Origin of the sequence: Variovorax sp. ZS18.2.2 (genome assembly GCF_024701975.1) — a bacterium.
In the GTDB taxonomy this organism is placed as follows: Bacteria; Pseudomonadota; Gammaproteobacteria; order Burkholderiales; family Burkholderiaceae_C; genus Variovorax.
Genome location: NZ_JANLNM010000003.1, coordinates 228,828 through 241,455, shown reverse-complemented (window position 1 = coordinate 241,455; position 12,628 = coordinate 228,828). Strand labels below are relative to the sequence as shown.

General features: G+C 67.2%; 11 protein-coding genes. 7 read left to right on the top strand and 4 right to left on the bottom strand.

What is annotated here, in order from left to right; all coding sequences use genetic code 11:
• Positions 1 to 11 precede the first annotated feature (11 nt).
• Genes NU688_RS14860 through NU688_RS14850 form a run of 3 tightly spaced genes read right to left on the bottom strand, consistent with a single transcriptional unit; the run spans position 12 to position 2,819 of the window.
• Positions 12 to 1,217: a PrsW family intramembrane metalloprotease gene (locus NU688_RS14860; protein WP_257861451.1), complete on the bottom strand. Its 1,206-nt coding sequence runs from the start codon at positions 1,215 to 1,217 to the stop codon at positions 12 to 14.
• Entirely contained in the window at positions 1,214 to 1,774 is a 561-nt protein-coding gene (locus NU688_RS14855) for a hypothetical protein (RefSeq protein ID WP_257861450.1), read from the bottom strand. Before NU688_RS14855 ends, NU688_RS14860 begins: the two co-directional genes overlap by 4 nt.
• Before the next feature lie 25 nt (positions 1,775 to 1,799).
• Positions 1,800 to 2,819 carry an AraC family transcriptional regulator gene (locus NU688_RS14850; protein ID WP_257861449.1) on the bottom strand — a complete coding sequence of 340 codons (1,020 nt, stop codon included), beginning with the start codon at positions 2,817 to 2,819 and terminating at the stop codon, positions 1,800 to 1,802.
• Positions 2,820 to 2,885: 66 nt separating this feature from the next.
• Here NU688_RS14850 and NU688_RS14845 point away from each other — a divergent pair, with 66 nt between their 5' ends.
• Complete coding sequence (locus NU688_RS14845; protein ID WP_257861448.1) at positions 2,886 to 3,254, top strand: DsrE family protein; 369 nt, start codon at positions 2,886 to 2,888, stop codon at positions 3,252 to 3,254.
• 15 nt (positions 3,255 to 3,269) lie between these two features.
• On the opposite strand, the gene NU688_RS14840 is transcribed toward NU688_RS14845, so the two are convergent.
• Complete coding sequence (locus NU688_RS14840) at positions 3,270 to 4,658, bottom strand: MFS transporter (RefSeq protein WP_257861447.1); 1,389 nt, start codon at positions 4,656 to 4,658, stop codon at positions 3,270 to 3,272.
• Positions 4,659 to 4,774: 116 nt separating this feature from the next.
• On the opposite strand from NU688_RS14840, the gene gcvA reads away from it, so the two are divergent.
• The 6 genes from gcvA to NU688_RS14810 all read left to right on the top strand — a co-directional run bounded on the left by gcvA (position 4,775) and on the right by NU688_RS14810 (position 12,470).
• Positions 4,775 to 5,707, top strand: a complete 933-nt coding sequence (gene gcvA, locus NU688_RS14835) for a transcriptional regulator GcvA (protein ID WP_374684651.1) — start codon at positions 4,775 to 4,777, stop codon at positions 5,705 to 5,707.
• Between the two features lie 35 nt (positions 5,708 to 5,742).
• Entirely contained in the window at positions 5,743 to 6,258 is a 516-nt protein-coding gene (locus NU688_RS14830; RefSeq protein WP_257861445.1) for a C40 family peptidase, read from the top strand.
• A 142-nt stretch (positions 6,259 to 6,400) separates the two neighbouring features.
• Positions 6,401 to 8,473: a carbon starvation CstA family protein gene (locus NU688_RS14825; RefSeq protein WP_257861444.1), complete on the top strand. Its 2,073-nt coding sequence runs from the start codon at positions 6,401 to 6,403 to the stop codon at positions 8,471 to 8,473.
• Positions 8,474 to 8,481: 8 nt separating this feature from the next.
• A complete protein-coding gene (locus NU688_RS14820; RefSeq protein ID WP_257861443.1) occupies positions 8,482 to 8,688 on the top strand; it encodes a YbdD/YjiX family protein in 207 nt (68 codons plus the stop codon).
• 131 nt (positions 8,689 to 8,819) lie between these two features.
• Positions 8,820 to 10,085: a glutamate carboxypeptidase gene (locus NU688_RS14815; protein ID WP_257861442.1), complete on the top strand. Its 1,266-nt coding sequence runs from the start codon at positions 8,820 to 8,822 to the stop codon at positions 10,083 to 10,085.
• A gap of 225 nt (positions 10,086 to 10,310) precedes the next feature.
• On the top strand, positions 10,311 to 12,470 hold the full coding sequence (locus NU688_RS14810; RefSeq protein WP_257861441.1) for a TonB-dependent siderophore receptor: 2,160 nt from the start codon (positions 10,311 to 10,313) through the stop codon (positions 12,468 to 12,470).
• The last annotated feature ends 158 nt before the right edge of the window (positions 12,471 to 12,628 follow it).

Sequence of the window (12,628 nt, the reverse complement as noted above, 5' to 3'; positions counted from 1 at the left end):
AAGGCCCACGCCTACGGTCGTGCCTGAACCAACGGCTCCAACTCGGCCCGGATGCGCCGGATCGTCACCTCGTGCCGCAGCGTCTGCGCGCCGCGCCCGTACGTCATCGCCTTGCGGACCAGCCGCAGTTGCTCGCGCTGCAGTTGCGTCTTCAGCCGCCTTGCCCGCAGGCCGAAGGTCCAGCCCATCTCGCAGCGCACCTTGTAGCGCAGCAGCGGCGCGCCCAGGCGCACCCATTCGTCGTCGCGGATCAGCTCGCGCTCGGGCACGAAGTAGGCCGCGAGCGCATGGAGGTACGCGCCGTTCTCGCGCGCGGCGACGCGCCAGAAGAGCCCCGCCGCGATCATCGCGGGGATGCCCTTCACCGCGAGCAGCACGGCCATCTCGCGGTAGCTGCCGTCGAAGAGGTCTTCGAGCCACGGCGAGTTCCAGATGAAGTGCATGGCCCAGGCGAGCGCGAAGCACAGCACGGCCACGGCGATCCTCATGGCCTTCGATCGCTCCGGATGCAGCAGGAACCATGCAACGCCGAAGGACGCGATCGTCGTGTAGGCCGCGTGGCTCCAGAGGCCGCTCAGCAGTCCGCGCGTGAACAGGTTCAGCAGCACCGGGTACACCTGGTTCTCGAGCGGAAAGTGCATCGAGGCGTTGACGGTGTAGCTCAGGTTCTCCACCACCTGGAAACCCAGCCCCGCCATGGCACCGACGATCAGCACCGAGAGGTACGTCTGGAACTGGTTGCGCGCGACCAGCACCAGCAGGATGACGCCCGCGAGCTTCAGGAACTCCTCGGTGATCGGGCCCGCGATGGCCGGCCCCCACACCGCCACGAAATCCGGCGACACCAGCTTGGCGCACAGGCTCTGGATCGCGATGTTGGCCGGCGCCGCGAAGTACACCGCGCCGAGGCCGCCCCACGCGAAGGCGAGCACAAAGGCCTCGGGCGGATGCTGCTCGAGCAGGTCCAGCGTGCGAAAGACAAGCACGAAAACCAGCGTGTAGAGGCCCCACACCAAAAGGCCCAGCAACGCGGTGACGGGCACCACGCGAAAGCCCATCGAGAACATGTTGATCGTGTAGAACAACCCGTTGACGATCATCGCCGCGAGCAGCCAGAAGGCCGCGCGATGCGGCTGGAAGAACGAGTCGGTGCCCACCGGCCACTCGCCGCGATCCTGCTCGGGGCCAGTGAGGGTCTCTGCGCTGTCGGAACTCATGGTGAGGCCTCCAGGTCCATCGACTCCAGCATGCTGCGTGCCTCGGCCATCGCTTCGTTCAGGCCATCGCTGGCGCCGTAGAAATCGATCTGCACGAGCGACTTTCGCTGCAGGTCGACCACCTGCCAGAACCGGCCCGCGAGCTTCGATCCGTAGTACGCGAAGGTCTTGCCCTGCAAGCCCCACGAGGTGACGAAATCGGAGATGTCACCGTCGATCTCCAGGCGCTGGCCGCGCTCCATGAGCCGTTGCTGGCGCACCAGCGGACCGTCCGGCCCGCCCACCCACGGGCCCGTCGTCACGAGGAACTTGTGGCCGCCCTTGAAGAGCATCAGCGACCTGCCGGCCTTGGAGCGAGAGACGTCCATCTCCCATCCGTTGGCGGGCATGAACCGGGCATGGCCGACGGACACCGTCTCTCCCGGGTCGAGCGGCCGGGCGCCGGGCGTGCGGCTGTCCCAGAACGTGAGGCCGCCCACATAGGCGGCGATGGCCAGGAGCACCGCGAGTGCGCCTGGCCAGGTGCGGTAGGGGATGCGGCGTGACGGCTCGGGCATGGGTTGATCGTGCCATACGGCACGATCAACCTTGCGCCTGCTTTCGTCGCCAGTCGCCGGGCGGCAGTCCGAATCGCCGCTTGAACGCACGACTGAAAGCCGCCTCCGATTCGTACCTTGCATGGTCGGCAATGATCTTGATCGGGAGCTCGCAGCTCTTCAGATGCTTGGCCGCCAGCTGCAGCCGCCAGTGCCCCAGGTACTGCATCGGCGGCTGGTCGAGGAAGTGCCTGAAGCGTTCGCTCAGCACGGTGCGCGATACGCCCGCGCCGCGCGCCAGGCTCTCCAGGCTCCAGTCTTCGAGCGGCGCCGCGTGCAGCAGCTTCAGCGCCGGCCCGACCACCGCATCGTTGTAGGCCGCGAACCAGCCCACCTCGTCCGCCGAGAGGCCCTGCATGTGCTTGCGCAGGATCTCGACGAACATCAGCTCGGTCAGGCGCGGCAGCATGCTTCGCCAACCGGGTTGCGGCTTGCTGGCTTCGGTCGCGGTGTGCCGGATCGTGGCTGCGAGCCAATGGTCGGCAGGCGTGGCGTCGGGGTGGATGTGCAGCACCTGCGGCAGATGCCGCAGCACGGGGTGGAACAGCAGCTCGTCGCAGCGGATGAAGCCGCAGACGACGCTGGTGGAGGCGCCGCCTCCGCCGTGCTCGACCACGGGCATGCCGACCCACGGAAGCTGCGGCAGCAACTGGCCGATGTGCACGGGCGCGGTGTCGTCACGTCCTCCCAGACGGTGGGCGCCGCCGTACGGCAGCAGCACGGCATCGCCGCTGTCGAGCCACACCGGTTCGTGTTCCGGCAGTTCGAGCATGCAGCCGCCCGAGCCGATGATGTGAAAGGGAATCACGCGGCTCGAGCCGAGCGCGAGCATTGCCGCCAACTGGCCCGAGTCGGCGCTCGTCACCGACCACGGTTCGCGAAACTCGGCGCGGAACAGCACCATGCCGGTCACATGCATGCTCTCGAGCAGGTCCGACAGCATGTCGCCCGCCCCCGGCGATGCATCCGGCGATGTTTGGGTCAAGACTTCCGGCATTTCGGTCATGGTCTGTCTCCGGCACGAAGCGTACGCTGGCCTTCATTCATTCAATCGGAAGAAAGAAAGGCTGCAATGGACACCGACACACGCGATCTGGTTGTTGTGATGACGCATGGCATCGACCACGAATTGTCCTCCGTCGGGCTGGTCATCGCCCTCGGCGGCATGACATCGGGCCTGAAGGTCTCCATCTTTCTCACTAGCGCGGGCGTCGACCTGGCGCGGCGCGGCGCCGCCGACACGACGCACGTCAAGCCGCTGGAGCCACTGGCGGACATGCTGCGCGACTTCATCGCGCGAGGCGGCACCCTGTGGGCCTGCACCCCTTGCGTGAAGAGCCGCGGCTACACGCAGGAGAACCTGATGGAAGGCGTCGTCATCGCAGGGTCGAGCGTGATGCACGAGTTGATCAAGCGGGGCGCTGCGACGTTGAGTTTTTGAGGAGGTGCGGCGCCTCTACTTGCGTATCAGCTGCGCCAGCAACGTCAGCACCGCAAGCACCAGGATGGCCACCACGCCCGGATAGAGCATCGTCAGTTGCGTCGCAGGCGCGATCGCCGCGGTGACCACCGCGAGCCCGCAGGCCCCACCCACCTGCAGCGAACTGTTGAGCAGCCCGGCCGCAAGCCCTTGCTCCTCATCGACCACGCCATTGGTGCCCGCGACCATCAGCGCCGAGATGCTCAGCGCAAAGCCCACGCCCCACAGCACCGAAGCGGGCAGCAGCACGCCCCACAGGTCCGGCTCCGGCCCGATGCGCAGCATCAGCAGGTAGCACGGCACGAACGCCGCGAGACCGACCAGCAGCACCTTGCCCACGCCGAACCGGCCGATCAGCGCGCCGATCTTCGGCCCGATGAGGACCACCATGAGCCCCGCCGGCAGCAGCACCAGCGCCATCTGCCACGGCTTCCAGCCCTGGATGTTCTGCAGGTACAGCGCAATCAAAAACTGGAAGCCCATCGCGCCGCCGTACAGCAACGCGGCGCTGACGTTGGCTGCGACCAGTCTGCGGTTGCGGAAGATGCCGAGGCGGATCAGCGGCTGCGTCGCATTGCGCTCGATGACCACGAAGCCGACGAGCAGCAGCACGGACAAGGCGAACCCGCCAAGGGTCCGCAGCGACGCCCAGCCCGCCTCCTCCGCGGAGACCACGGTGAAGACCAGCAGCAGCATCCCCGCCACCAGCGTCACGGCGCCGCCGATGTCGAGCCGCAGCCGCTCGGTGCGCGGCGGGTCCGGCGGCAGGAAGCGCAGCGCGGCAATCAACAGCAGCACGGCGACCGGAATCGGCAGCACGAAGATGTAGCGCCAGTTCAACCCCGCGAGCAGCCCGCCGATCAGCAGCCCCGACGAGTACCCCGATGCCTCGAAGAGATTGAAGATGCCGAAGGCCTTGTTGCGCTGCGGCCCCTCGGCAAAGGTGGTGGTCAGCAGCGACATGGCGGCCGGCCCGGTGAAGCCCGCGGCCATGCCCTTCACGAAGCGCGAGACGATCAAGAGGAACGCATCGTTCGCGAACACGCCGAGCACCGACACCAGCGCGAACACGGCCAGCCCGGTCACAAGCACGCGCCGCCGGCCGAACAGGTCGGCGCAGCGCCCGCCCAGCAGCAGGAAGCCGCCGAAGGCCAGGATGTAGGCGCCGACCAGCCACTGCGCGGTGGCGGCGCCGATGCCGAACGCCTGCTGGATCTCGGGGATTGCCACGGCGATCATCGAGATGTCGAGGCCGTCGAGCAGAATCACCCCGCTGAAGATGAAAAGCGCGATCCACATCCGCGCCGTCCAGGGCAGGTCGCGGGTCTCCGGTGGTTTCTCGCACGAGGTCAAGCTGGCAGACATGCATTCGCTCCGATCGTCATTCGTTGGTTGTTGTCCAGCGCTTGATCATTTCCGCGCGAGCGAACTTTGGGAAACGAGCAGTTCTCGATGAACCATCAAACAGGGCTTGAAGATCGATGACGACGATGACGAAGCGCATGCTGCCGGGAACGCGCGCCCTGCGGACCTTCGAGGCGGCCGCGCGGCACCTGAACTTCACCCGCGCTGCCGACGAGGTGGGGCTGACGCCGGCGGCGGTCAGCTACCAGGTCAAGGAAATCGAGGACCAGCTGGGCGTGGTGCTGTTCACGCGCACCAGCCGCAGCATGCAGCTCACGCCGGCCGGCGCCGTGCTGTTCGAGGCCGCCGCCGATGCGCTCGATTCGCTGCAGCGCGCCGCGGGCCGTGCGCGGCGAATGACGCGGGGCTCGGCGCATCTGCGCATCTCGCTGAGCGCACGGTTCGCCGCGAACTGGCTGCTGCCCCGGCTCCCGCGCTTCAAGGCCGCGCACCCGGACGTGGAACTGTCCTTCGACATCACCGACCAGGTGCGCGATTTCGATGCCGACGATGTCGACGTGGCGATCCGCTTCGGCAACGGCCGTCATGAACATGCGCTGTCGCACCGCCTGTTCGACATGGTCATCGCGCCGGTCTGCAGCCCGAATCTGCTCGAGACCGGGCCTCGCCTGAAAGAACCGCAAGACCTGTTCCATCACACGCTCTGCCACCTCGACTGGAAGACCGACGAGATGGTCTGGCCCAACTGGCGCATGTGGATGGCCGAGGCCGGCATCGATGATTTCGATGACAGCCGCTGCCTTGCGTTTCCCGACTCGAGCCATGTGGTGCAGGCGGCTGTCGAGGGCGGCGCGGTCGGCCTTGCGGACCTGGCCATGATCGCCAACGACCTCGCCGAGGGCCGGCTGGTGAGGTTGTTCGACATCGGCATCGGCGTGGCGCCCGGCCATGCCTATCACCTGGTCTACCCCGAAGGCAGCGCCGAAGACCCGCGTGTTCTCGCCTTTCGCGAATGGATGCTCGGCGAGGCGGGGCAGCCGGGCCGCTAAAGTCTGCCCACGTCCACAAGACCCGCTGCTCCCACATGCCCGACACCACCGCGCCAACGCAACGTTCCCGCATGCCGCTGTTCCGACTGCTTTCGATGAGCCTCTTCCTGCTGATGGTGGGTTGTGCGAGTCCACCCACGCCGCAGAGACAGCCACCCGTCTCCAGCATCCCGCCGCTCACGACCGAGCAGTCGAACAGCATCACGATCCACGCGCTGGGCCTTGTCGGCACGCCGTACCGCTACGGCGGCAACACGCCCGAGGGCGGCTTCGATTGCAGCGGGCTCATCGGCTATGTGTACCGCAGCAGCCTGGGGAAGGTGCCGCCGCGCACGGTGGCGCGCATGGCTTCGTTCGGCCAGGCTGTGGCGATGTCGGAGATTCGTTCCGGCGACCTCGTGCTCTTCGGCAACTCGTCGCCGTCGCATGCGGGCATCTACGTCGGCGACGGGCGCTTCGTGCATGCGCCATCGACTGGTGGCGAGGTGCGGCTCGACCGGCTCGATGGCGTCTACTGGTCGCGCCAGCCGACGCAGGCGCGGCGGCCCTGAGTCCGGGTTTTCCGACGCCGGATTTTCAGAATCCGGGTTTTCCATTACGCAAAGCCACGCAGCCGCCCCACGCGGTCTGACGGATGGCAGCGGGCCGCCATAAGGCAAAACTCCTCGGTTCCAATATCGAGGAGACATCCGCATGCACAGCATCCGCCGCCACCTGGTGTGGCTGGTCGTGGCCGTGGTCGGCGCATTCGCGCTCGGCACCGTGGCCCTGACCCGTGGTGAAAGCGTCAACGCCCTCTGGGTGGTGGCGGCCGCGATCTGCACCTACCTGATCGCCTACCGCTACTACAGCCTCTTCATCGCCGACAAGGTGCTGGGCCTGGATGGCAACCGCAAGACGCCCGCGCACCGCCACAACGACGGCCTGGACTATGTGCCGACCGACAAGAACGTGCTGTTCGGCCACCACTTCGCGGCCATTGCGGGTGCGGGCCCGCTGGTGGGCCCGGTGCTTGCGGCGCAGATGGGCTATCTGCCCGGCCTGCTGTGGATTCTTGCGGGCGTGGTGTTCGCGGGGGCCGTGCAGGACTTCATCATTCTCTTCATCTCCACGCGGCGCGACGGCCGTTCGCTGGGCGACCTCGTCAAGCAGGAGATGGGCGTGGTGCCCGGGATGATCGCGCTCTTCGGCACCTTCATGATCATGATCATCATCCTGGCGGTGCTGGCGCTGATCGTGGTGAAGGCGCTGGCCGAATCGCCGTGGGGCACCTTCACGGTGGCGGCCACGGTGCCGGTGGCGCTGTTCATGGGCGTGTACCTGCGGTTCATTCGCCCGGGGCGCATCGGCGAGGTCTCGCTGATCGGCTTCGTGCTGCTGATGCTCGCCATCTTCGGCGGCCAGGCCGTGAGCCAGAGCGCCGAATGGGCGCCGCTCTTCACCTTCGACGGCAAGGCGCTCACCTGGATGCTGGTGGGCTACGGTTTCGTCGCCGCGAGCCTGCCGGTGTGGCTGCTGCTTGCACCGCGCGACTACCTCTCGACCTTCCTGAAGATCGGCACGATCATCGCGCTGGCCATCGGCATCATGTTCGTGATGCCGACGATGCAGATGCCGGCCATCACGCAGTTCGCACAGGGCGGCGGGCCGGTGTGGTCGGGCAGTTTGTTCCCGTTCCTCTTCATCACCATCGCCTGCGGCGCGGTGTCGGGCTTTCATGCGCTCATCTCCTCGGGCACCACGCCCAAGATGCTGGACAACGAGCGCCATGCACGCTTCATCGGCTACGGCGGCATGCTGGCCGAGTCGTTCGTCGCGGTGATGGCGCTGGTGGCGGCTTCGTGCATCGAGCCGGGCATCTACTTCGCGATGAACAGCCCGGCCGCGCTGGTCGGCAGCACCGCGCAGCAGGCCGCGCAGACCATCTCGAGCTGGGGCTTCGTGATCACGCCCGAGATGCTGCTGCAGACCGCCAAGGACGTGGGCGAGACCACCATCCTCGGCCGTGCAGGCGGCGCGCCAACGCTGGCCGTGGGCATGGCCCACATCCTCCACCAGGTGATCGGCGGGCAGGCCATGATGGCCTTCTGGTACCACTTCGCGATCCTCTTCGAGGCGCTCTTCATCCTCACGGCAGTGGACGCCGGCACCCGCGCGGGCCGCTTCATGCTGCAGGACTTGCTGGGCAGCTTCGTGCCTGCGCTCAAGCGCACCGATTCGCTGCCAGCCAACCTCGTGGCGACGGCGCTGTGCGTGGCGGCCTGGGGCTACTTTCTCTACCAGGGCGTGGTCGATCCGCTGGGCGGCATCAACACGCTGTGGCCGCTCTTCGGCATTTCGAACCAGATGCTCGCGGCCGTCGCATTGCTGCTCGGCGTGGTGGTGCTGTTCCGCATGAAGCGCGAACGCTATGCGTGGGTGGCCATCGCGCCGGCCGTGTGGCTCCTGGCCTGCACGCTCACGGCGGGCTGGCAGAAGATCTTCTCGGCGGACCCGAAGATCGGCTTCCTCTCGCACGCGGCCAAGTACACCGAAGGCCTGGCCAACGGCGTGCTGGTGGCGCCGGCGAAGACGCCCGAGGCGATGTCGCGCATCGTCTTCAACGACCGCCTCGACGCGGCGCTGTGCGCGCTCTTCATGTTCGTGGTGCTGAGCGTGCTGGTCTACAGCATCAAGGCCTGTCTCGCGGCGCGCGCGGCCAACCGGCCGACCACGCAGGAGACGCCGTTCGAGCCGGCCGGCGCATCGGCTGCGGCGGCGCACTGAGCACGCACATGGCCCTCGCATTGCCCGAAGCCGGCCGCTACTTCGCCCGCTCGCTCAAGCAGTCGCTGCGACTGATGGTCGGCCTGCCCGACTACGACGCCTACCTGACCCACATGGCGGCCACGCACCCGGACCGGTCGCCGATGAGCTACGAGGCTTTCTTCCGCGAGCGGCTGGAGGCGCGGTACGGGGCGGGTAAAGGGCGTTGCTGCTAGGGCTGATCCGTATGTCGTTCGCTTGACCCGCGCGGAATGCGGGTGATAGCCTGCTCCGCCCGCGAGGAGCAGGCTTTCTTTTTCGTGCCGGGCTGATGCCGCACATCGAACGAACAACAGAAACGGACCCTATGACTTTTCCCAAGCGCCCATCCCTCACCAAGAACCGCGCGCCGCTGCGCACCGCCTGCCACGGCGTGGTGCTCGCCTGTGCGCTGTGGGCCGGCAATGCCATGGCCCAGAAGCCGCACCAGGGTGCGCTGGATGCGTCCACGCAGCAGAAGGACGAGGCGCTGAAACTGCTGGAGCGCATGGTCAACATTGACTCCGGCACGACCGTCACCGACGGGCTCGCCAAGGTGCGCGAGATCGCCGTCGAGGAACTGCGCCAGCTCGGCGCGCGCATCGAGACCTTTCCGGCCGATCCGCACCCCGGCACCAACGTGGTCGCCACGCTGACGGGGCAGGGCAAGAAGAAGATCCTGATCCTTGCCCACATCGACACCGTGTTCAAGGACGGCACCGCCGCAGCCAAGCCGTTCTACATCAAGGACGGCCGCGCCTACGGCCCGGGCGTGATGGACAACAAGGGCGGCGTCGTCGCCGGGCTGCAGGCGCTGAAGGTGCTGCAGAAGATCGGCTTCAAGGACTACGGGCAGATCACCTTCCTCATCGACACGAACGAGGAGATGGGCTCGGTCGGCACCACCGCGCTCATCGAGCGCGTGGCCAAGCAGCACGACGTGGCGCTGAACCTGGAGCCGGGCCGCCCGGCCGACGGCCTCGTGGTGGAGCGCAAGGGCTCGGCCACCGCGCTCGTCGAGGTGACGGGGCGGGCCGCGCACGCGGGCGTCGCGCCCGAAACCGGCCGCAACGCCGCGATGGAAGTGGCGCACCAGGTGCTGCAGCTGTCCAAGACGGCGGATGCCGCGAAGAAGACCACGGTCAACTTCACCGTGCTCACGGCCAACGGCGCGACCAACGTGATTCCCGCCACCGCGAGCGCCAAGGGCGACGTGCGCGTGGCCACCCCCGAGGAGTTCGACCGCGTCGAGAAGGACCTCGTCCGCATCTCGCAGAACAAGCTGATCCCCGAGACCGAAGTGCGCGTGCGCCTCGTGCGCGGCCTGCCGCCGATGCCGCGCTCGCCCGCATCGGACAAGCTGGTGAAGATGGCCGAGGGCATCTACGCCGAGATCGGCAAGAAGCTCACCATCGAGAGCAGCGGCGGCGCGGCCGACGCGAGCCTGGTGGCCGGCGTGGGCGTGCCGGTGCTCGACGGCTTCGGCATCGTGGGCGGTGGCATCCACACGCCGGAGGAATACGCCGAGGTCGAGAGCGTGGTGCCGCGGGTCTACCTGCTGTCGCGCATGCTGATGGACCTGAGCGCCAATTGATGGATTGCGGGCTGACCGGCAGCTGACCGTGTAATACGGATATATACAATCCGCGGGTCGCGCGATGCGACCCCCTTCACCGATCCCCCGGCCGCTGCGCCGGTCCGGATCGGCAAGGGAACCCAACCCAGATTTCTCCAGGCAGGGCCCATGCGTTTCGTCATCCGATGGATGGCGAGACGGCATGTCGCTTCGCGATTTTTTATATCGCCCTGAAAGAAACCGATGCCCGTCCGTTTGCGCGCGCCCCGCCTGCGCCCCCAGCCCCTGCCTGTCGCGGTCCTCGCCGCCCTCGCTGTTCTGCACTGCGCCGCGCAGGCGCAAAGTGGCACGGCGCTCAAGGAGGTGACCGTCAACGCCGAGCAGGACGCAGGCTACGCGCCCTCCGTCAGCAGCACCGCCACCAAGGGCTCTGCGCCGTTGCGCGACATTCCGCAGGCGGTGAACGTGCTGCCCGCGCAGCTCTTGCGCGACCAGGGCGCGACCTCGATGCAGGACGCGCTGCGCAATGCGCCCGGCGTTTCCTTCAATGCCGGCGACGGCCAGCGCGACCAGGTGGTGATCCGCGGCTTCAGCGCCATCGCCGACTGGTTCGTGGATGGCGTGCGCGACGATGCGCTGTACTTTCGCGACCTGTCGGACACCGAGCGCATCGAAGTGCTCAAGGGGCCGGCTGCCGTGCTGTACGGCCGGGGCTCGTCGGGCGGGCTGATCAACCGCGTGACGAAGAAGCCGATCTTCGAGCGCCCCTTCGGCGAGGTCTCGCTCGGCCTGGGCAACAACGACTTCAAGCGGCTCACGGCCGACCTCAACCGGCCCATCGGAGAGAACATGGCGTTCCGCCTGAACGTCGCGCGCGAGAAATCGGGCAGCTACCGCGACCAGCAGTTCATCGACCGCTACAACATCGCGCCCTCGCTCGCGATGAAGTTCAGCCCGCAGACCGACCTGCTGCTGCAGTACACCCACGCCTACGACCAGCGCCTGACCGACTTCGGCATTCCGGCCCTCAACGGCCGGCCAGTGAACGTGCCCATCGGCACCTACTACGGCTCGGCGCTCGCCAGGCGCGACGACACCACCACGACGCGGGTGCAGTCCTTCACCGCCACGCTGAACCATCGCTTCAGCGACGCGCTGAGCCTGCGCAACACCACCCGCTATTCCAGCTACAAGCTCGACCGCTTCAACACCCTGCCCAGCGGCACCACTGACCCGGTGCGCATGACCGTGGGCCGCACGCGCGGCTTTGTCGACCGCGACGAGAGCGGCTGGTTCAACCAGACCGACCTGACCTGGCGCAACGACCTCGGCGGCTTGAAGCAGGAGTGGCTGGTCGGCGCCGAATTCGGCAAGCAGGACAAGCGCCTGTACTCGGTGTCGACGGCCACCGGCTACGAGCGCGTGAGTATCCTGAATCCGGTGGCCGTGCCCGCGCCCATTCCGTTCGCGAGCTACCAGGCCACGAGCGCGATTCCGAGCAATTCCACCTTCAAGACGGCCGCGCTGTACGCGCAGAACCAGATCACGCTGGCGCCGCAATGGAAGGCGCTGGTCGGCGGGCGTTATGACGTGTTCGATCAGGAGACCTCGTTCGAACGCTCGCTCGCGCCGATGTCGCGCACCGACCGCAAGTTCAGCCCGCGCGCGGGCCTGGTCTGGCAGCCGACTGACGCGCAGTCGTACTACGTGTCGTACAGCCGCTCCTTCCAGCCATCGGCCGAGACCTTCGCGCTGTCGGCCAACAACGCGGCCAACGAACCCGAGATCACGGTGAACAAGGAGATCGGCGCCAAGTTCGACTTCCTGGACGGCGCGCTCAACCTCACCACGGCGCTCTTCAACCTGGAGCGTTCGGGCATGAAGAACACCGACCCGGCCAACCCGCAGCGGCAGATCAACGTGGGCACGCAGCGCACCAACGGCATGGAGCTCGCGCTGGCCGGCAAGCTGCCGGGGCGCTGGGACGTCAGCGCGGGCTATGCATACCTCGACGGCCGCATGACCAAGTCGCTGGCCACGGTGAACGCGCTGCAATTGCCCGTGGGCGCCGCGATACCGGTGCAGGGCAAGGTGGCGGCGCTCACGCCACGGCACTCGGCCTTCGTGTGGCTCATGAAGGACCTGGGCAACGGCCTGAGCGCGGGCGGCGGCGTGAACTATGTGGCTGCGCGCTATGCCTCGCTCACCAACCTGGTGACGCTGCCTTCCTACGTCACCGGCGACCTGGCGGCCAGCTACAGGACCGAGCGCTACGAGCTCTCGGTGAACCTGAAGAACATCACAGGCAGGAAGTACTACGTGTCCGCGCACGGCAGCGTGGACAACCTGATCATGCCGGGGCCGGGACGCGAGCTGCAGGTGGCGCTGACCGCGAAGTTCTGATCCCAAGTTGCGTTCGAAAAGATAAATCCGTTCACGCTGAGCCTGTCGAAGCGCCGCGCGAGGCTTCGACAAGCTCAGCCCGAATGGCTTTTTAGGGCTGATCGCCAATTCACATGAGCCCGCGTCGGGGATGGCAAGCCTCAGGCGCCGGCTGAGGC